This window comes from Leifsonia sp. GW821-FHT13C05 (assembly GCF_058806515.1).
The window spans coordinates 105,840-123,605 of sequence record NZ_JBXAPT010000004.1; the positions used below are offsets into that span (position 1 = coordinate 105,840).

Annotated in this window: 19 protein-coding genes; 9 read left to right on the top strand and 10 right to left on the bottom strand. The window is 70.3% G+C overall.

What is annotated here, in order from left to right:
* Window positions 1-23: 23 nt before the first annotated feature.
* Entirely contained in the window at window positions 24-1,052 is a 1,029-nt protein-coding gene (locus AC1ROC_RS12735) for a LacI family DNA-binding transcriptional regulator (RefSeq protein ID WP_493000556.1), read from the bottom strand.
* A gap of 105 nt (window positions 1,053-1,157) precedes the next feature.
* On the opposite strand from AC1ROC_RS12735, the gene AC1ROC_RS12740 reads away from it, so the two are divergent.
* Together AC1ROC_RS12740 and AC1ROC_RS12745 are read left to right on the top strand one after the other, a co-directional pair.
* Window positions 1,158-2,099, top strand: coding sequence for a siderophore-interacting protein (locus AC1ROC_RS12740; protein ID WP_493000558.1), 942 nt, complete (start codon window positions 1,158-1,160; stop codon window positions 2,097-2,099).
* A 22-nt stretch (window positions 2,100-2,121) separates the two neighbouring features.
* Entirely contained in the window at window positions 2,122-2,514 is a 393-nt protein-coding gene (locus AC1ROC_RS12745) for an immunity protein CdiI family protein (RefSeq protein WP_085371442.1), read from the top strand.
* A gap of 16 nt (window positions 2,515-2,530) precedes the next feature.
* Here AC1ROC_RS12745 and AC1ROC_RS12750 read toward each other — a convergent pair whose 3' ends face one another.
* Window positions 2,531-3,214: a hypothetical protein gene (locus AC1ROC_RS12750; RefSeq protein ID WP_085371441.1), complete on the bottom strand. Its 684-nt coding sequence runs from the start codon at window positions 3,212-3,214 to the stop codon at window positions 2,531-2,533.
* A gap of 104 nt (window positions 3,215-3,318) precedes the next feature.
* Window positions 3,319-4,053: a signal peptidase I gene (gene lepB / locus AC1ROC_RS12755; protein WP_085371440.1), complete on the bottom strand. Its 735-nt coding sequence runs from the start codon at window positions 4,051-4,053 to the stop codon at window positions 3,319-3,321.
* Between the two features lie 217 nt (window positions 4,054-4,270).
* Between lepB and AC1ROC_RS12760 the strand changes: the two genes are divergently transcribed.
* From AC1ROC_RS12760 to AC1ROC_RS12775, 4 genes are all read left to right on the top strand, one after another.
* Window positions 4,271-5,668 carry a M23 family metallopeptidase gene (locus AC1ROC_RS12760; RefSeq protein WP_493000560.1) on the top strand — a complete coding sequence of 466 codons (1,398 nt, stop codon included), beginning with the start codon at window positions 4,271-4,273 and terminating at the stop codon, window positions 5,666-5,668.
* Between the two features lie 66 nt (window positions 5,669-5,734).
* Complete coding sequence (locus tag AC1ROC_RS12765; protein ID WP_493000562.1) at window positions 5,735-7,075, top strand: maltokinase N-terminal cap-like domain-containing protein; 1,341 nt, start codon at window positions 5,735-5,737, stop codon at window positions 7,073-7,075.
* Between the two features lie 62 nt (window positions 7,076-7,137).
* Window positions 7,138-7,797 carry a GntR family transcriptional regulator gene (locus AC1ROC_RS12770; RefSeq protein ID WP_493000564.1) on the top strand — a complete coding sequence of 220 codons (660 nt, stop codon included), beginning with the start codon at window positions 7,138-7,140 and terminating at the stop codon, window positions 7,795-7,797.
* Complete coding sequence (locus AC1ROC_RS12775; protein WP_493000566.1) at window positions 7,794-9,029, top strand: MFS transporter; 1,236 nt, start codon at window positions 7,794-7,796, stop codon at window positions 9,027-9,029. The genes AC1ROC_RS12770 and AC1ROC_RS12775 overlap by 4 nt, the downstream gene beginning before the upstream one ends.
* Before the next feature lie 188 nt (window positions 9,030-9,217).
* Here AC1ROC_RS12775 and AC1ROC_RS12780 read toward each other — a convergent pair whose 3' ends face one another.
* The 7 genes from AC1ROC_RS12780 to paaA all read right to left on the bottom strand — a co-directional run bounded on the left by AC1ROC_RS12780 (window position 9,218) and on the right by paaA (window position 15,199).
* Window positions 9,218-10,606: an LLM class flavin-dependent oxidoreductase gene (locus tag AC1ROC_RS12780; RefSeq protein WP_085371270.1), complete on the bottom strand. Its 1,389-nt coding sequence runs from the start codon at window positions 10,604-10,606 to the stop codon at window positions 9,218-9,220.
* Window positions 10,607-10,703: 97 nt separating this feature from the next.
* Window positions 10,704-11,474 (bottom strand): enoyl-CoA hydratase/isomerase family protein, encoded by a 771-nt coding sequence (locus AC1ROC_RS12785; protein WP_085371271.1) that lies wholly within the window; start codon window positions 11,472-11,474, stop codon window positions 10,704-10,706.
* 21 nt (window positions 11,475-11,495) lie between these two features.
* Window positions 11,496-12,584: a 1,2-phenylacetyl-CoA epoxidase subunit PaaE gene (gene paaE / locus AC1ROC_RS12790; protein ID WP_493000570.1), complete on the bottom strand. Its 1,089-nt coding sequence runs from the start codon at window positions 12,582-12,584 to the stop codon at window positions 11,496-11,498.
* Window positions 12,584-13,081 (bottom strand): 1,2-phenylacetyl-CoA epoxidase subunit PaaD, encoded by a 498-nt coding sequence (gene paaD, locus AC1ROC_RS12795; RefSeq protein WP_434949186.1) that lies wholly within the window; start codon window positions 13,079-13,081, stop codon window positions 12,584-12,586. The genes paaE and paaD overlap by 1 nt, the downstream gene beginning before the upstream one ends.
* Window positions 13,078-13,926, bottom strand: coding sequence for a 1,2-phenylacetyl-CoA epoxidase subunit PaaC (gene paaC, locus AC1ROC_RS12800; protein ID WP_493000572.1), 849 nt, complete (start codon window positions 13,924-13,926; stop codon window positions 13,078-13,080). Before paaC ends, paaD begins: the two co-directional genes overlap by 4 nt.
* Window positions 13,923-14,240, bottom strand: coding sequence for a 1,2-phenylacetyl-CoA epoxidase subunit PaaB (paaB, locus tag AC1ROC_RS12805; RefSeq protein WP_179150881.1), 318 nt, complete (start codon window positions 14,238-14,240; stop codon window positions 13,923-13,925). The genes paaC and paaB overlap by 4 nt, the downstream gene beginning before the upstream one ends.
* Complete coding sequence (gene paaA / locus AC1ROC_RS12810) at window positions 14,237-15,199, bottom strand: 1,2-phenylacetyl-CoA epoxidase subunit PaaA (protein ID WP_085371274.1); 963 nt, start codon at window positions 15,197-15,199, stop codon at window positions 14,237-14,239. Before paaA ends, paaB begins: the two co-directional genes overlap by 4 nt.
* Window positions 15,200-15,296: 97 nt before the next feature.
* Here paaA and paaI point away from each other — a divergent pair, with 97 nt between their 5' ends.
* The 3 genes from paaI (at window position 15,297) to AC1ROC_RS12825 (ending at window position 17,762) form a co-directional block, all read left to right on the top strand.
* Complete coding sequence (paaI, locus tag AC1ROC_RS12815; protein ID WP_085371275.1) at window positions 15,297-15,716, top strand: hydroxyphenylacetyl-CoA thioesterase PaaI; 420 nt, start codon at window positions 15,297-15,299, stop codon at window positions 15,714-15,716.
* Window positions 15,717-15,774: 58 nt separating this feature from the next.
* On the top strand, window positions 15,775-17,100 hold the full coding sequence (gene paaK / locus AC1ROC_RS12820) for a phenylacetate--CoA ligase PaaK (RefSeq protein ID WP_493000576.1): 1,326 nt from the start codon (window positions 15,775-15,777) through the stop codon (window positions 17,098-17,100).
* A gap of 65 nt (window positions 17,101-17,165) precedes the next feature.
* A complete protein-coding gene (locus AC1ROC_RS12825; protein WP_085371277.1) occupies window positions 17,166-17,762 on the top strand; it encodes a TetR/AcrR family transcriptional regulator in 597 nt (198 codons plus the stop codon).
* The last annotated feature ends 4 nt before the right edge of the window (window positions 17,763-17,766 follow it).

Sequence of the window (17,766 nt, forward strand, 5' to 3'; positions counted from 1 at the left end):
CGCGTGCATAACTGCGGACTCGATTATCGGGGGGCGCCGGTGGAGGCCCGGAGGACGAGCGTGGGGGCGATGGGGGCGGCGAGCGGGGGCGCGGCGGATGCCGCGATCTCGGCGAGGAGGCGGGCGACGCAGCGGCGGCCCAGCTCACGGAAGTCCTGCCGCACCGTGGTGAGCGGCGGCGCGAAGTACGCGGCCTCCGGGATGTCGTCGAAGCCGATCACGCTCACGTCCTCCGGCACGCGGCGTCCGCTCTCGCGCAGGACGTGCAGCAGCCCGAGTGCCATCTGGTCGTTCGACGAGAACACCGCCGTCACGCCGTCTCCGCCCGACCCGTCGAACAGCGTGGCGCCGATGCGTGCTCCGGATGCGGAGGTCCAGTCGCCCGGCTCCGTCACGATCCCCTCCAGACCGTCCACCGCCAGCTCCGCGGTGAAGCCGCGCTGGCGGGCGGCCGCTTCCTCCCACTCGGCCGGTCCGGCGAGGTGGGCGATGCGCCGGTGCCCGAGGTCGAGCAGGTGCCGCACCGCCAGTCGCGCGCCGGCGAACTGGTCGACCACGACGCCGTCCTCTCCGGGCTCCTGCGAGCCGTGCAGCGTGACGAACGGGACGCCGGGCGCCGCCGAGCGGAGCGCATCCACCACCGGGCGTTCGGGGGCGACGACCACGATCCCGTCCACCGCCTGCGCCGCCAGGTGTTCGAGGGCGGCGTCCACCTCCTCCGCGGTGGTGTCGGCGACGTGGGCGACCGTCACGAAGTATCCGGCGTCGCGGGCGGCCTTCTCGACGGCGTCGATGCTGCTCGCCGGTCCGAACAGGGTGGAGGCGGACGACGCGAGCACGCCGATGGTCATCGAGCGCGCCGTGGTGAGCATCCTGGCGGCGCGGTTGGGGCGGAACCGCAGCTCCTCCATCGCGGCGAGCACGCGCATCCTGGTCTCGTCCCGGATGCTGGGGTGCTCGTTCATCACGCGCGAGACGGTCTGGCGCGACACCCCGGCGACCCGGGCGACGTCGCGCACGCCGGGCGCTCTGCTCTGGCCGTTGCTCTCCACGGTGAACACTGTATGGCCTGCAGCGGCGACCCCGGACCTGGAAGCTCGGAAGGTGGTTAGTGTAGCCTTACCTAAGTCTCGACCACCCGATCAGGAAGGCGCCCTGTGCCGTTGCTCGCACTCGAGAAGACCGACCGACCTGGCTACCGCCCATACCGCGCGACCGTCGTCGGTGTGCGGCAGCTCAGCCCGAGCTTCGTCCGCGTCACCTTCGCGTCCGACGCCTTCGACACGTTCGGCACGGACTGCCTCGACCAGCGCATCAAGATCGTCTTCCCCCTGCCGGACGGCAGCTTCTCCGACCTCGGCGCCGACAGCGAGGATGCGATGCTCGCCGGCGACTGGTACGACCGCTGGCGCTCCCTCCCCGACCACCTTCGCAACCCGTTCCGCACGTACACGGTCCGCGCGATCGACCAGGATGCGCGCCTCCTCGACGTCGACTTCGTCTCCCACGGCGACGGCGGCCCGGCCGCCCGCTGGCTCGCAGAAGCGGCACCGGGCGCCGAGGTGATCGTGGTCGGGCCGGACGCCCGCAGCATCCACTGCGGCACGGGCATCGACTGGCGGCCCGGCGACGCGAGCGACCTGCTCCTGGTCGGAGACGAGACCGCCGCCCCCGCGATCTCCGCGATCCTCGAAACCCTCCCGGCCGGCCGCCGCGCCCACGCGTACATCGAGGTGCCGGATGCGCGCGACAGCCTCGCGCTCAGCCACCCGGCCGGATGCACGGTCACCTGGCTCGACCGCGCGGGCGGGGACAACGGCTGCCGCCTCATCCCAGCGGTGCAGGACTGGCTCGCCGCGCATCCGGAGACGGTCGCGGGCGCATCCGCCACTCGCGAGCAGCGACTCGACGACGTCGACATCGACGTCGAGACCTTGTGGGAGAGCCCGGAGCAGGCGCCGAGCGGCTTCTACGCGTGGATCGCGGGGGAGTCGTCCACCGTGAAGACCCTGCGCAGGATGCTGGTGACCGGCAGCGGCATCGACCGAAGCCGCGTGGCGTTCATGGGGTACTGGCGGCTGGGGAAAGCGGAGTCGTAGGCGCGTGCGCCATGATCGACGTATGAGCGAAATGGGCGCCTGGGTCGTGGATCCTGTCACGCAGGAGGAGATCCTGGTGCCGCCGTCGCGCACCGCAGACGAGGCGATCACGCGCGCGGCCAAACTCCGGGACGGCGAGCTGACGGTGGTCCGAATCCTCCCGGAGCATACGGTTCGCTGGCCGCTCTGGATCGCAGAGGAGGGGCCAGTCGAGCCGGGGACGCTGGGAGTCAGTGCCGGGCTCGCGGAACGTCTGGCTGAGTGGAGCGCGCGCTGGGAGTGTCGGGCGATGAGTGGCTGGCTGAGCGCCGACGAGGCGGCCGGGTGGTTCGCCGACGGCCAGATGCTCGCCGACCTGCTGCAGGATGAGCTGTGGGAGTTCGCCGAGGTTCGCCGGGAATTCTGGGGCGAGTAGGTGCCGCGAAGGTCTTTCAGCACCGAAGTGTGCTTTGCGGAAATGCGGTGATAACCCGGTCGTTATTGTTTGCCCACCCCACTCGGGCATAGAAGGAGTAGACGATCTCGCCCGTACGCGTATTGACGAACATCAGTTCTGAGATCGCGCACGTAGTCTGGGCCGCGGCATTGCCCTGCTTGACGTCCGGCCACCATGTGACCTCGCCGATGGCACCCGCCATGAGATCATCCCAGGACTCAACCCCCTGGGAGGCAGAATTCCAGCCGCGTTGACGCGCGGCATCGAGTTTGCTCTGCCAGTCGCCCTCGTGCTTCGCGCGAATGTGCTTGTACCCCCATCCGGAGTACGCGTCGCCTTCGCCGCACTTAAGGCGGATGTCGTGCCCGACGCCGTCCCAATAGTGCGTGTAGGTCGAAAAGACATCGTCGCGATGGTTCAAGGAAAAGCAGCCAAACCACTGATCCCACCCGATGAGCCGCGATGACGCGGGACTGTCCACCGCGGGTTCTGTGAGGTCGAACGTGTACGCCGACATCGTGGATGCGTCGATTCTGGTGGGTTTGCCATCGTGACGTACGAAGAGTTGAACGTCTCCGCTCGAGGCGTTGACCTCATGGGCATTTGCGGCAACACTGCCGGATGCAATCAAGCTCATCGCTAGTGTCGTCGACGCGAGAATGCGCCATCTCATCTGCATGTCAATCGGCTCCGTTCGTGGGAATGAAGCCACTGTGACACAGCAGGGATGGAAAATTTCAATAAAGTATTTGCATACTAAAACAGAGTAGGCGCCGCCCGCCCTCAGCCCCCGCTGCTCTGCTTGTCGGTGCCCGCGAACGTTTCGGGGTAGTTGCTGAGCCACGACCAGTGGCTCACCGGCCAGCTGACCACGAAGGCGCGGCCGACCACGTCGTCGAGGGGGACGAAGCCCTTGCCGGGGTCGTCCATGTGGTAGCGGGAGTCTGCGGAGGCGTAGCGGTTGTCGCCCATCACCCAGAGCTTCCCGGCGGGGACCGTCACGTCGAAGGCCTTGGCGGAGACCGCCTGGACGCCGACCGGGAGGAGCACGTACGGCTCTTTCAGCGGGACGCCGTTGACGCTCAGCTGACCGAGGGCGTTGCAGCAGGTGATGTGGTCGCCCGGCAGGCCGATGACGCGCTTGACCAGGTGCTGGTCGCTGTCGGAGGCGCCGAGGCCGACGAAGTCGAGGACGGCGCCGACTCCCTTCTGCAGGGGGTTGGCGGTGCTGGGGGCCGGGGCAGGCAGCCAGCCGCCCGGATCCTTGAACACCACGACGTCGCCGCGCTGCAGGCCGAACAGTTTCGGCTGGAACTCGTTGACGATGATCCTGTCGTTGATCTGCAGCGTGTTCTCCATCGAACCCGACGGGATGTAGAACGAGCGGACCACGAACGTCTTGACCAGGAACGACACCAGCACGGCCACGAGGAAGATGACCACGACATCGCGCAGGAGCGATTTCCAGGTCGACTTCTTAGCGCCTCGGCGCGGGGTGGCTGTGGTGCTTTCGGTCACAATCTTTCACCGTAGCGTGCCGACCCTGTGAGCTGCATCCGACTCCCCGGTACCCCGCTTTGGGACCCTTGTGCTGGGTGTCCGCCGGTGAGAGCATTCAGTCACGGGCGCGCCGGTCCCACCGGCCGCCCGCGTGACGATGCGAAGAGCTCCGAAACACGCTGAGCAGTGGTCACGACGCGAACGTCCGCGCCGCGGCGATCGCGGCCGCGGCCAGGTGGGCGCGGGCAGGATCGGCGCCGTCGCCGTCGTCGCACTCTCTCTGATCTTCGGCACCCAGCAGACGGCCTTCGCCGCGGGATGCGACGCCGACGACACCGGATGCTCGACCTCCACGCCGGCACCGACCCCATCGCCCACCCCCTCCACCGGCCACGGTGACCCGGACGACTCGACGACGAGCCCCACGCCGACGCCCACCCCCACCCCGAAGCCGACCGAGACACCAACACCAACACCCACGCCGACCCCGACTCCCACGCCCACCCAGACACCCACCCCCACGCCAACACCGACACCAACCCCCACGCCCACCAAGACACCGACTCCCACCCCGACCCCCACCCCGCCTCCGACCACTCCCGCCCCCACCGACCAGGTCCCGCTCGAACCGTCCCCCGTCTTCGACAACGGCGTCACCCTCGACGATTCTCAGGTTCAGCAGGCCGCCCAGCTGGCCAGCGATCTGGCTTCCGCCCAGCAGACCCTCTCCGACGCCACGGAGGCGTCGCGCGGCGTGCAGCGCGAGAAGGACCAGGCCGTGGCCGCCGCCGACGCGCTCGCCGCGCAGGCGAAGGCGGCGAAGCAGCAGGCCGAACAGTCCGCCGGGTTCGCGACCGCCCTCATCCGGTCGCAGGGGTCGCGGTCGCTGACGATGGACCCGCTGACCGCAGCGCTCGCCAGCCCGGGCAACCTGCTCGACAAGCTGGGCGCCGTCGACCGGTTCCGGTCGGTCACCGCCGACCGTGAGGCCGCGATGACCGCCGCGAAGCGCGACGCCGAGCGCGCCGCCGCCCTGCGCGACAGGGCCGACGAGGCGCAGCACACGGCGGACGGCGTCGACCTCGACGGCAGCGAGCAGGCGGTCGCCGACGCGCAGGCGGCGGTCGACACCGCGGAGTCCGCACTCGCATCCATGCCCACGCTGCAGGCGGCGGGGGTCGGCTGGCAGGCCCTGGTGAACGTCCCCGTCGGCGTCACCGGCTGGGTGCTCCCCGTGCACGGCCCGCTCACCGACGGCTTCGGCCCACGCCCGTCCCGCCCGGCGGGGACCGCGCTGTTCCACCCGGGAGACGACATCGGCGCCGGATGCGGTTCCACTATCGTCGCCGCGTCGGCGGGCACCGTCGTGGCGGCCGGGCCGAACGGCTCGTACGGGAACTTCGTGATGATCGACCACGGCGGCGGCGTCGACACCGCGTACGGTCACATCGTCGACGGCGGGATCGGCGTCACCGTGGGCGAGACCGTGCAGGCCGGGCAGCCGATCGCGCTCGTCGGCAGCACGGGAGCATCCACTGGATGCCACCTGCATTTCGAGGTGCGGGTGAACGGTCTGCAGATCGACCCGATGCCGTTCATGGCCGCCAGAGGCGTGGTGCTCGGCACCCGCTGAAACGCGTTCCTCCGTGTTGCCAGGGTGGTCTCGCGGTTTTCCGTCCCGCGGGCGTACGGTGCAAATATGACCGAACTCACCGAGCTCGTCGGGTCATGGATGCGGCGCCAGCGCTGGTACTCGACCAAGAGCGTCGAACCGCGCCTGCGGCTGCTGGCGTCCTTCGAGACCGGACACGCGGACGATGACGTGCGCATCGTCACGCACTTCTTCGCCGACGACGCGCCGCGCACGCCGCGCGTCTACCAGGTGCCCGTCGTCGCCAGGCCGCGGGCGGACGGCGACCCCACCGCGCTCATCGGCGAGGCGGGCGGCCGCTATCTCTACGACGGCCCGGACGACGAAGCGTACGTCGCCGCCCTCGTCGCGCTGATGGATGGGGCGCTCGGCGTCGACGGCAGAGAAGCAACCGCGCTCGGCCACACGCTCGGAGCGCCCATCGTGGTCCGATCGTCGCGCAAGCTCACCGGCGAGCAGTCCAACACGTCGATCGTGGGGGAGCTGGAGGGCGGCAGGCTCGCGCTCATCAAGGTCTTCCGGGTCGTGCAGGACGGCGAGAACCCGGATGTGTCGACCCTGGCCGCGCTGACGGCCGGCGGTTCGCTGCGCACCCCGGCGCTGCTCGGCTGGCTGACCGGAAGCTGGCCGTCACCCACCGGCGCCGGCCGCGCATCCGGTGAGCTGGCGCTCGTGCAGGACTTCCTCACCGGAGCGGAGGACGGCTGGGAGCTCGCGGTGAGCGCGGCGGAGCGGGGAGAGGACTTCGCCGAGCGGGCGTGGGCGCTCGGAGCGGGGACGGCCGAGCTGCACCTCTCGCTCGCGCAGGCACTCCCGACGAAGACCGCGACCCGGGACGACGTGGCGCTCGCCCTCGACGGGATGTTCCAGCGCCTCACCATCACGTCCAGCGAAGTGCCGGACGTGGCTGAGCTGCGGGCGGGGATCGCGGCGGTGTACGAGGTGGCCGCCGAGGAGCCGCATCCACTGTTGCAGCGCATCCACGGCGACCTGCACCTCGGGCAGGTGCTGTACTCGCCGGAGCGAGGCTGGCAGTTCATCGACTTCGAGGGGGAGCCGCTGCGGCCGCTGTCCGAGCGAGCGATCCCGGATGCGACGATGCGGGATGTGGCGGGAATGCTGCGCTCGTTCGACTACGTCGCCGGGTCGCTGGCCAGGCGGGAGCCGCCGATCGACGCGAGCGCATGGGCGGCCAGGGCACGGCAGGCGTACCTCGACGGGTACGCCTCGGTCGCCGGCCCGGCCTTGGCGGAACACCAGCAGCTGCTCGACGCGTTCGAGCTGGACAAGGCGGTGTACGAGGTGACGTACGAGGCACGGCACCGGCCGTCGTGGGTGCCGATCCCGCTCGCCGCGGTGCGCAGGCTGCTCTCGGCGCGTGTGAGCTGAACAGCATTCGTGCAAGCTGGGGCTTGTACGCAAGCTTGCATGCAAGCGCGTAGGCTGGGGGCATGATCCCCGCGGCAGAGCTTGCGTACGCCACCACCAAACGACTCATCCTCAGCGGGACGGCGCCGGGAGGCGCGCTCCTCAGCGAGGCCCAGGTCGGCGCGGAGCTCGGCGTCAGCCGCACGCCGGTGCACGAGGCGTTCCTGCGTCTCGCCGCCGAGGGGCTGCTCACCCTGGAGACCCGGCGCGGCGCCGTCGTGACGCCGATGCCGCCGAGGGAGGCGCAGAACGTGCTCGACCTGCGCGAGGTCATCGAGGTGGGAGCCGCACGCCGCATCCTGGATGCGGGCGGTCCCGACGAGACGCTGCTGACGGCCCTCGACGACGCGCTCACCGAGCAGCGCGCCGCCATCGCCGCGGACGACGTCGAGCGGTTCGTGGAGGCCGACCAGTGGTTCCACGCCGCGATCGTGGAAGCGTCGGGCAACGACCTGGCCGTGCACTTCTTCGGGATGCTCAGGGACAGGCAGCAGCGCATCCGGCACCAGCTGTTCCGGGTGCGGCCCGGCACGCTCGCCGACTCGCTCGCCGACCACGAGGCGTTGCTCGCCGCGCTGCGCGACGGCAACGACGGCGGCAACGACGGCGACGGCAACAGCGGCACCGCCGCGTTCGACGAGCAGCTGCGCGCCCACATCGCGAGGAACCAGGGGGCGCTGTGAGCCGCACGAAACAGACGCCGCCGTGGCGCATCGTGTTCGCGCTGATGTTCTTCTGCTCCTGGTGCGGCAACCAGTTCAGCCCGCTGCTGCTGATGTACAAGGACGTCCAGCACTACTCCGAGCTGACCGTCAACATGTTCCTCGGCGTGTACGTGCTCGGTCTCGCGCCCGCCCTGCTCATCGCGGGGCCGCTCTCCGACCGGCACGGCAGACGGCCGCTCATGCTCGTGGGCGTGCTCACCGCCGTGCTGGCGAGCGCGAGCCTCGCGCTCGGCACGTTCGGACCCGTGCCGATCTACATCGGCCGTTTGCTCTCCGGCATCACCGTCGGCATCGCGATGGCGGTGGGCACCAGCTGGATGAAGGAGGTGTCCTCTCCGCGCTTCGAGCCGGGGGTGGATGCGGCGGCAGGCGCACGACGCTCCTCCCTCGCCTTCACCCTCGGCTCGGCCACCGGCGCGCTCGTCGCCGGAGGGATCGCCCAGTTCACCGCGCTCGGCGAGGAGCTGCCGTTCGCCGTGCACATCCTGTTGACGTTGCCGTTCGCGTGGCTGGTGCTGCGCGCGCCGGAGACCGCGACCAACGGCGGTGAGCGCGGTCCGCTCGTGGCGCAGCTGCGCATCCCGGGCGCGGGGCACAAGCGGTTCCGGCGTGTGGTGATCGTCGCGGCGCCGTGGATCTTCGCGGCCGCCGCCCTGGCATACGGCTACCTCCCCGTGCTGCTGGCGAAGCAGACCGGTGAGTGGGGCCTCGGATACGCGACGGTGCTGACGGTGGTGGCGCTCGGCGTCGCGTCGCTGGTGCAGCCGATCGCGAAGCGGCTGCACTCCGTCTCCAGCGCGCGCGGCCTGGTGGCGGCGCTCGTCATCATCGCGGCGGGACTGGTGGTGCTCACCGGCGCCGTCGCGTGGGGATCGCTGTGGCTGGGCGCCGCGGCGAGCGTGGTGCTCGGCGCCGGCATGGGCGTCGCCCTGGTGTCCGGGCTGCTGGAGGTGCAGCGCATCGCGACGCCCCGCGACCTCGCCGGGCTGACCGGGATGTTCTACGCCGTCGCGTACGCCGGCTTCCTGGTGCCGACGATCATGGCGGCGCTCACCCCGCCGCTCAACACGATCGGCTTGTTCATCGCCCTCGTCGTGCTGGCCGCGCTGTCCGCCCTGCTGCTGCTCGCCTCGTACACGAAGCACCTGCCGCACCCGCCGACGGCGCCCACCCCGGCCATCGGCTCCTGACAAGCACGACGGCTGGTGCAGCCCGCGCGGCCGCCGGCGCGCATCCGCCCGGCCCCGCCGCACACGCCGCGGCGCCGGAGCGTTACCCGCGCGTCCGGCGCCACGTGGGGTCGGCGCATTGAAGCCCTGTGCCGCCTTGCGGTGATTGTCCGTCCGTCTGCCGTCGAGCGGTAGACAGACAGGGGATTCTACTGCTGCGCGGCCGCCGTGGCCCCGATGCGGTAGCGGGCGCCGCGGTGGTTCTCCGGCAGCCGGTCGCCCGCGCCGTGCAGCTTGTGACGCAGGCTGCCCTCCACGTACTCCTCCGGGTATGCACCGCGCTTCCGCAGTTCCGGGATGACGAACTCGACGATGTCCTCGAACGTGCCGGGTGTGATCGCGTACGCGAGGTTGAACCCGTCCACGTCCGTCTCGTCGACCCACTCCTGCAGCTGGTCGGCGATGCTCACGGCCCCGCCGACGATGAACGGGCCGAGCCCGCCGATGACACCGTTGCGGCCGATGTCGCGCACCGTCCACTCCCCGCCGTCGGCGTTCGGCCGCTGGAAGTTGGCGACGGCGGACTGGATGGCGTTGCTCTTGACGTTGCCGATGGGCTCGTCCAGGTCGTACTGCGACAGGTCGACGCCCATCCAGCCGGACATGAACACCAGCGCGCCCTCGTCGCTCGTGTACTGCAGGTAGTCCTCGAACTTCGCCTGCGCCTTCTCGTCGGTCTCGTCGGTGATGATCGTCAGGAGGGTGTAGATGCGTGCGGCGTACCGGTCCCTGCCGGCGGCTTCGAGCGCATCCCGCAGCTTGGCGACCGTCTCCTTCAGCCCCTCCTTGGTGGAGGCTGCCACGAAGATCGCCTCGGCGTTCTCCGCCGCGAACGAGATGCCGCGCTTGGAGGCGCCTGCCTGGTAGATCACCGGCGTGCGCTGGGTGCTCGGCTCGGACAGGTGGATGCCCGGCACCGTGAAGTGCTTGCCCTGGTGGCCGATCTCGTGCACCTTCGACGGGTCGGTGAACACCCCGGATTCGCGGTCGCGGATCACGGCGTCGTCCTCCCACGAGCCTTCCCACAGCTTGTAGAGCACTTCGAGGTACTCGTCGGCCTGGTCGTAGCGGTCGTCGTGCTGCAGCTGGTCGTCGTGGCCCATGTTGCGCGCGGCGGAGGGCAGGTAGCCGGTGACGACGTTCCAGCCGACGCGTCCGTTGGTCAGATGGTCGAGCGTCGACATGCGGCGGGCGAACGGGTACGGGTGTTCGTACGCCGTTCCGGCCGTGATCCCGAATCCGAGGTGCTCGGTGACGAGCGCCATCGCCGACACCAGCAGGATGGGGTCGTTCACGGGCACCTGTGCGCCGTGCCGGATGGCCGCCTCGTTGGAGCCGCCGTAGACGTCGTAGGTGCCGAGCACGTCCGCGATGAAGATGCCGTCGAACGCGCCGCGCTCCAGCAGCTTGGCCAGCTCGGTCCAATACGTGAGGTCCTTGTACCGCCAGGCCTGGTCGTCCGGGTGTCGCCACATGCCGGAGGACTGGTGGGCGACGCAGTTCATGTCGAAGGCGTTGAATCGGATCTGACGGGTCATGAAGCCAGAATGCGCGACGACGGCCCGGGATGCACGTGCGCCGCAACGTGACGTAACGAACGACTCGCGACGGGATGCGTCAGAGTCACCCCGCGCGTCACTCCCCGCGGAACTGCGGCCGGCGCTTCTGCTGGAACGCCGCGAACCCCTCGCGGTAGTCGGCCGTGTCGCGCAGTTCGGCCTGCGCACGGTTTTCCGCGGCGACCGCATCCCACAGCGCCAGCTCACCGTCCCGGATGGCCGCCACGATCCGCTTGCTGGCCAGCAGCGCCGCCGTCGCTCCGGATGCCGCCGTCTCGGCAGCAGCGGACACGGCGGTCTGCAGCTCGTCGGCGGGGAGTGCCCTGCTGAACAGGCCGGACGCCACCGCCTCCGTCCCGCTCATCAGCCGCCCGGTGTAGATGAGGTCGAGGGCCTTGTGCGGCCCCAGCCGCGTCACGAAGAGCGAGTGCCCTCCCGAGTCGAGCAGCGCGCCGAGCGCGGCGAACGGCGAGCCGATCTTGGCGTCCTCCGCCACGTAGACCACGTCGGTCGCCAGCAGCAGGCCGAGCCCGACGCCGAGGGATGCGCCCTGCGCAGCGGCGAAGGTCGGCGCGGGGAAGGCGCTCATCCGGCGCAGCAGCGGGGTGACCAGGCCGTCGAGGTATCCGCTCACGTCGTCGGTCGCCGCATCCACGCCGGCGATGTCGCGCCCCGCGCAGAACGCGCGCCCCGCGCCGGTGAGCACGAGGGCGCGCACGCCGGCCGCCTCGGCCTCGCCGTAGGCGGCGGAGAGCTCGCGCAGGCCCGTCTCGTCGAGCGCGTTCAGCTTCTCCGGGGCGTTCAGCGTGATCCTGGCGATGCTGTCCGTGATGGTGAGGTCGATCATCGGCGCTCCCTCCGCGCGGTGCTATCCGTCATAGTCGACCACCACGCGGTCGGTGAGTGGATGCGACTGGCAGGTGAGCACGTATCCGCGCTCCAGCTCCTCCGGCTCCAGCGCGTAGTTCTCCGTCATCCGCACGTCCCCGCTGACCAGCCGGGCCCGGCAGGTGCCGCACACCCCGCCTGCGCACGCGAACGGCACATCCGGTCGCACCCGCAGTGCGGCGTTGAGCACGGACTCGTTCGCGTCCACCGGGGTGTCCACCGTGGAGGTCTGGCCGTCGAGCGTGAACTCGATCTGCACCGTCTTGTCGCCGTCGCGCGCGATCACCGGATGCCCGGCGTCTCCGGTGACCTGCGTCGGCTCGCCGGTGGTGAACAGCTCGAACCGGATGTGCGAGCGGTCGACGCCGACCGATTCGAGCACATCCCGGCACAGCTGCACCAGCTCGAACGGACCGCACAGGAACCACTCGTCGACGGTCGCGGGCGGGATGAGCACGTCGAGCATCCTGCGGAACCGGTCGTCGTCGATGCGGCCGGAGAGAAGAGGAGCGGAGCGCTGCTCGCGGGAGAGCACGTGGTGCAGCGCGAGCCGGGACGGGAACCGGTCTTTCAGATCGGCCAGCTCTTCGAGGAACATGACGTCGATCGCCGTCCTGTTCGTGTAGACGAGCGTGAACTGCGAGGTCTCCGACGCCGACAGGATGCTGTGCGCGAGCGCCATCAGCGGCGTGATGCCCGAACCGGCAGCAATCCCGACGATGTGCTTCCCGTCCAGCGCGGCCAGGTCGGTGGTGAAGGTGCCCTGCGGGCTCATCACGTCGATCCGGTCTCCCGCCTTCAGCTCGCTGGTCGCCCAGGTGGAAAACGCCCCGCCTAGGTCGCGCTTGATGGCGACGCTGATGCTCCCGGCAGTCGGAGGGCGGCAGATCGAATAGCTGCGGCGCAGTTCGCGGCCGGAGACGGTGGCGCGCAGGGCGACGTGCTGCCCCGGCTGGTAGTCGTATTCGCCGCGGAGCTCGTCCGGCACCGCGAACGTCACCTCGACGCTGGCCGCGGTGAGGGGCCGCACGTCCGCGACGGCGAGCGTGTGGAAACGGGCGCGCGCCATCACAGCACCTTGAAGTAGTCGAACGGCTCCCCGCAGGCGGAGCACTCGTACAGCGCCTTGCACGATGTCGAGCCGAAGTGCGAGACCTCTCGGGTGTCGAGCGACTGGCAGTTCGGGCACTTCACGGCCATCCGGATGCGCACCGGACCGTCCACCGCCGGTGCGGCCCCGGTCGGCGGCGCGATACCGAACGCGGCCAGCGCCGCCTTGCCCTTGTCGCTGATCCAGTCGGTGGTCCAGGCGGGGGAGAGGGCGAGGCGCACGGTGACGGGGCCGAAGCCCGCCGCACTGAGCGCCCGGACGACGTCCGCACGGATCGTCTCCATCGCCGGGCAGCCGCTGTACGTCGGGGTGACGACCACGTTCACGCCGTCGTCCGTGACGGTGACCTCGCGCAGCACCCCCAGGTCGTCGATCGTGAGCACGGGAACCTCGGGATCGACGACGGAGGCGGCGACGGCCCAGGCCTGGTGCGCGTCGGCGAAGTGGCCGCTCACCAGGTGGCCCCGGGGAACTGCCTGGCGAGCACCTGCATCTCGGCGAGCAGCGGTCCCAGGTATTCGGAGTGCCGTCCGTGTCTGCCGCCGCCCGAGGCGGAGAACACGGCCGGCGGCTCGAGGCCGGTCTCGTCGAGGACCGGCCGGATGCTCGCGTCGAACGCCGGCCGCAGCGACGACGGTCGCGGCGCCACGTCCTCCAGCCGGTCGAACAACTCGTCGTCGGTGAAGAGCTCGTCGACGTTCGGCCACAGGTCGGACAGGGCGGTGACGGTGCGGCGGCGCGACTCGTCGGTGCCGAGCGCGAGGCGGAGCATCCACTGGTCGGCGTGGTCGCGGTGGTAGTCCACCTCTTTCACGGCCTTCGCCGCGATGGCGGCGAGCACGGGGTCGGACGATGCCCGCAGCCGCGCGTACAGCTCGAACAGATAGTGCGCCACGGCGAACTGCCGCACGATGGTGTGCGCGAAGTCGCCGTTCGGCTGCTCCATCAGGTGCGCGGAGCGGAACTCGTGCTCGTCGCGCCAGTATGCGAGGTCGTCCTCCGACCGACCGGATGCCGTGCCCGCGTAGCGCAGGAGCGACCGGGCGTGCCCGAGCAGGTCGAGGGCGATGTTGCCGAGGGCGACGTCCTCCTCCAGCTCGGGGGCGCGGGAGATCCAGCCGCCGAGCCGCTGGGCGAGCACGAGGGAGTCGTCGCCGAGCCGCAGGGCGTACTCGGCGATGTCGGGGGTCGCGACCTCGTCGCCCGCGATGAACTCGCTGTCGAGGGTGACGGCGGAGAGCTCGACGTGGCCGTGTTCCAGCTCGGTGTCCTGTCCGGATGCGGTGCCGGGTTCGCTCACAGGTGCTTCACCCCCTCGCTCTCGGTGTAGTAGGTGGCGTGCCGGTAGTTCTTCCCGGCGGGCGATTCGAAGAACGCGCCCTTCGCATCCGGGTCGCTGGCGGTGATCGCGTCGGACGGCACTACCCAGATCGAGACCCCTTCGCTGCGGCGCGTGTACAGGTCGCGGGCGTTGCGCACGGCCATCGTCTCGTCCGGGGCGTGCAGCGACCCGACGTGCACGTGGCTGAGGCCGCGGCTCGACCGTACGAACACCTCCCAGAGCGGCCACACCTCGGCGTGCCCGGCGTCCGGGGTTCCCTGGGTGTGCATCATGCCGCCTGTCCGGACTGCTTGGCGGCGTACGCGGCAGCAGCCTCGCGCACCCAGCGTCCGTCCTCGTGCGCCTCGCGCCTGCGCTGCATCCGCTGGGCGTTGCACGGGCCGCGCCCGGCGAGCACCTCCTGGAACTCTGTCCAGTCGATCTCGCCCAGGTCGTATGCCTGGCGCTCCTCGTTCCAGCGCAGGTCGGGGTCGGGCAGCGTGACGCCGAGCACCTCGGCCTGGGGCACGAGCATCCCGACGAACCGCTGGCGCAGCTCGTCGTTGGAGAACCGCTTGATCTTCCACGCCATCGACCTGGCCGAGTTGGGCGAATCGTCGTCCGGCGGACCGAACATCATCAGCGACGGCCAGTACCAGCGGTTCACCGCATCCTGGGCCATCTGCCGCTGCGCCTCCGTTCCGCGCATCAGCGTGAGCAGGATCTCGAAGCCCTGCCGCTGGTGGAACGACTCCTCTTTGCAGATGCGGACCATCGCCCGGCCGTACGGGGCGTACGACGCCCGGCACAGCGGTACCTGGTTGCAGATCGCTGCGCCGTCGACGAGCCAGCCGATCGCGCCCATGTCCGCCCAGCTGAGCGTGGGGTAGTTGAAGATCGACGAGTATCGGGCCTTGCCGGCGATGAGCTGCTCCGTCATCTCGTCGCGGGTGATGCCGAGCGTCTGGGTGGCGGAGTAGAGGTAGAGACCGTGACCGGCCTCGTCCTGCACCTTGGCCATCAGGATGGCCTTGCGCTTGAGGCTCGGGGCGCGGCTGATCCAGTTGGCTTCCGGCTGCATCCCGATGATCTCGGAGTGCGCGTGCTGCGACATTTGCCGGATGAGGGTCTTGCGGTATGCCTCCGGCATCCAGTCGCGCGGCTCGACCCGCGAGTCGGTGTCGAGGAGCTCGGCGAAGCGGGCCTCTTCCGGTGTGCTCTCCTGGGGGAGCGGCTCTGCCGTGATGGTCATCGTCGACCCTTCCGAATTACTAACTGATCGTTCGGTTAGTATATAGTCTGGTTCACGGTCCGGCAAACGCCGCAGGACCGGCGACGAGGAGGTCGGAATGACGCAGGCGCCCGCGCAAGGTTCGTCCGCGGCCGAGGCGATGATGGCGCGCGACCGCGCATCCCGGGCCCTCGGCATGGTCGTCGAGGAGTCGCAGCCCGGCAGCGCCAGAGTCAGGATGCTCGTCCGCGACGACATGCTGAACGGCTTCGACGTCACCCACGGCGGCTTCGTCTTCGCCCTCGCGGACACGGCGTTCGCCATCGCCTGCAACGAGGACGAGCGGATCACGCTCGCCGCGGGAGCAGACATCGTCTTCCTCGCACCGACCACATCCGGGCAGACCCTCACCGCGACGGCGCGGGTGCGGGCACGCAGCGGACGCACCGGCGTCTACGACGTGACCGTGACCGACGACGACGACCGACCCGTCGCGGAGTTCCGCGGCCGCAGCCACACGACCACGCGCACGGCCTGACGCCGGGCGCAGCACCACCACGCACCACCCATCCACCTGAAGCACCACGGAGGTCCCGATGTCGACGACGACACCGACCACGCCGGCCTTCCGCCCACCGGCGGCCGACGAACTCGACCAGGAGGAACGCCTCGACCGCGACGCCCTCCGCGCCCTGCAGCTCGAACGGCTGCAGTGGACGGTGCGCCACGCTTACGAGAACGTGCCGCTCTACACCGCCAAACTGGATGCGGCCGGCGTCCGCCCCGCCGACATCCGCAGCCTCGACGACGTGGCGCTGCTCCCGTTCACCACCAAGGAGGACCTGCGGCAGACGTACCCGTTCGGGATGTTCGCCGTGCCCACGGAGCGGATCGCGCGCATCCACTGCTCCTCCGGCACGACAGGGCGCCCGACCGTCGTCGGCTACACCGCCGGCGACCTCGACCGCTGGGCGTCGCTCGTCGCGCGCTCGCTGCGGGCCGCGGGCGTCCGGCCAGGGATGCGCGTGCACAACGCCTACGGGTACGGCCTGTTCACCGGCGGCCTCGGCGCGCACGCGGGCATCGAGAAGCTGGGCGCGACGGTCATCCCGATGTCGGGAGGCCAGACCGCCAAGCAGGTGCAGCTCATCCAGGACTTCGAGCCGGACGTGATCCTCTGCACCCCCAGCTACCTGCTCACGATTGCAGATGCGATGGTGGAGGCCGGGATCGACCCGCGCTCCACCAGCCTGCGCGCCGCCGTGCTCGGTGCGGAGCCGTGGACCAATGCCATGCGCCTCGAACTGGAGGAACGGCTCGGCATCGACGCCCTCGACATCTACGGCCTCAGCGAGGTGATGGGTCCGGGCGTCGGCAGCGAGTGCCTGGAGACGAAGGACGGCCCGCACATCTGGGAGGACCATTTCCTGCCCGAGGTCGTCGACCAGGAGTCCGGCGCGGTGCTGCAGGACGGCAGCCCGGGCGAGCTGGTCTTCACCAGCCTCACCAAGGAGGCCTTCCCCGTGCTGCGCTACCGCACCCGCGACCTCACCCGGCTGCTCCCCGGCACCGCGAGGCCCGGGATGCGCCGGATGGAGAAGGTGACGGGCCGCGACGACGACATGATCATCCTGCGCGGGGTTAACCTGTTCCCGACCCAGATCGAGGAGCTGGTGCTCGGCATCGACGACCTCTCCCCGCACTTCGTCCTCGAACTCACCCGGCCGGCCTCCCTGGATGTGCTGACGGTGCGCATCGAGTCCCGTCCTGGCGCGAGTCTGGATGCGGCGGACCGGGCCTGCGCGCTGCTCGTGCAGCGGGTGAAGGAGAGGGTGGGCGTGACCGTGAACGTCGCACGCGAGGAACCGGGCACGCTGGAGCCGAGCGCCGGCAAGCAGAAGCGGCTGTACGACCTGCGGTAGGCGTCGCGGCGCGAGCGTCGCGTGCCAGCATCCGGCATGGGCGTCGCGTGCCAGACTGGGGAGTCATGACTGAGACCGAGATCCGACGGGGCCGCCCCGGCTACGACCAGCGCGGCATCCTCGAGGTCTCCGTCGCGGCGTTCAACGAGCACGGCTACGACGCCACCTCCATCGGGATGCTCGCCGAACGTCTCGGCCTGTCCAAGTCGGCCATCTACCACCACGTCTCGTCCAAGGACGAACTGCTGGAGCTGGCCCTCGGCGAGGCCCTCGACAGCCTGGAGGGCGTGCTCGCGGAGAGCGGCGCGACCACCGGCCCCGCCGCCGACCGCCTCGCCCACGTGCTGCGCGGCGCTGTGCGCGTGCTCGTCGACAAGCTGCCGTACGTGACGCTGCTGCTGCGCGTGCGCGGCAACACCGAGGTGGAGCGGGCGGCACTGTCCCGCCGCCGCGCCTTCGACAGGGCGGTCGCCGCCCTCGTGGTCGAGGCCCGCGACGAGGGCTCCCTGCGCGCCGACCTCGACCCCGGCATCGTCTCCCGCCTGCTCTTCGGCATGATCAACTCGATTGCCGAGTGGTACCGCCCCGGCGGCCCGGAAGACGCCGAGCAGCTCGCCGCCGACGTGCTGACCGTCGCCCTCGACGGCCTCCGCGTGCCGTAGTCGC

Bases quoted from the DNA above. Each gene is read 5' to 3' on its own strand.
- paaI (WP_085371275.1), top strand. From the start codon at position 15,297: ATGACGCAGGCGCCCGCGCAAGGTTCGTCCGCGGCCGAGGCGATGATG.
- AC1ROC_RS12750 (WP_085371441.1), bottom strand. From the start codon at position 3,214: ATGCAGATGAGATGGCGCATTCTCGCGTCGACGACACTAGCGATGAGC.
- AC1ROC_RS12825 (WP_085371277.1), top strand. From the start codon at position 17,166: ATGACTGAGACCGAGATCCGACGGGGCCGCCCCGGCTACGACCAGCGC.
- AC1ROC_RS12745 (WP_085371442.1), top strand. From the start codon at position 2,122: ATGAGCGAAATGGGCGCCTGGGTCGTGGATCCTGTCACGCAGGAGGAG.
- AC1ROC_RS12770 (WP_493000564.1), top strand. From the start codon at position 7,138: ATGATCCCCGCGGCAGAGCTTGCGTACGCCACCACCAAACGACTCATC.
- AC1ROC_RS12785 (WP_085371271.1), bottom strand. From the start codon at position 11,474: ATGATCGACCTCACCATCACGGACAGCATCGCCAGGATCACGCTGAAC.
- paaK (WP_493000576.1), top strand. From the start codon at position 15,775: ATGTCGACGACGACACCGACCACGCCGGCCTTCCGCCCACCGGCGGCC.
- AC1ROC_RS12780 (WP_085371270.1), bottom strand. From the start codon at position 10,606: ATGACCCGTCAGATCCGATTCAACGCCTTCGACATGAACTGCGTCGCC.
- paaA (WP_085371274.1), bottom strand. From the start codon at position 15,199: ATGACCATCACGGCAGAGCCGCTCCCCCAGGAGAGCACACCGGAAGAG.
- AC1ROC_RS12765 (WP_493000562.1), top strand. From the start codon at position 5,735: ATGACCGAACTCACCGAGCTCGTCGGGTCATGGATGCGGCGCCAGCGC.
- paaB (WP_179150881.1), bottom strand. From the start codon at position 14,240: ATGATGCACACCCAGGGAACCCCGGACGCCGGGCACGCCGAGGTGTGG.
- paaE (WP_493000570.1), bottom strand. From the start codon at position 12,584: ATGGCGCGCGCCCGTTTCCACACGCTCGCCGTCGCGGACGTGCGGCCC.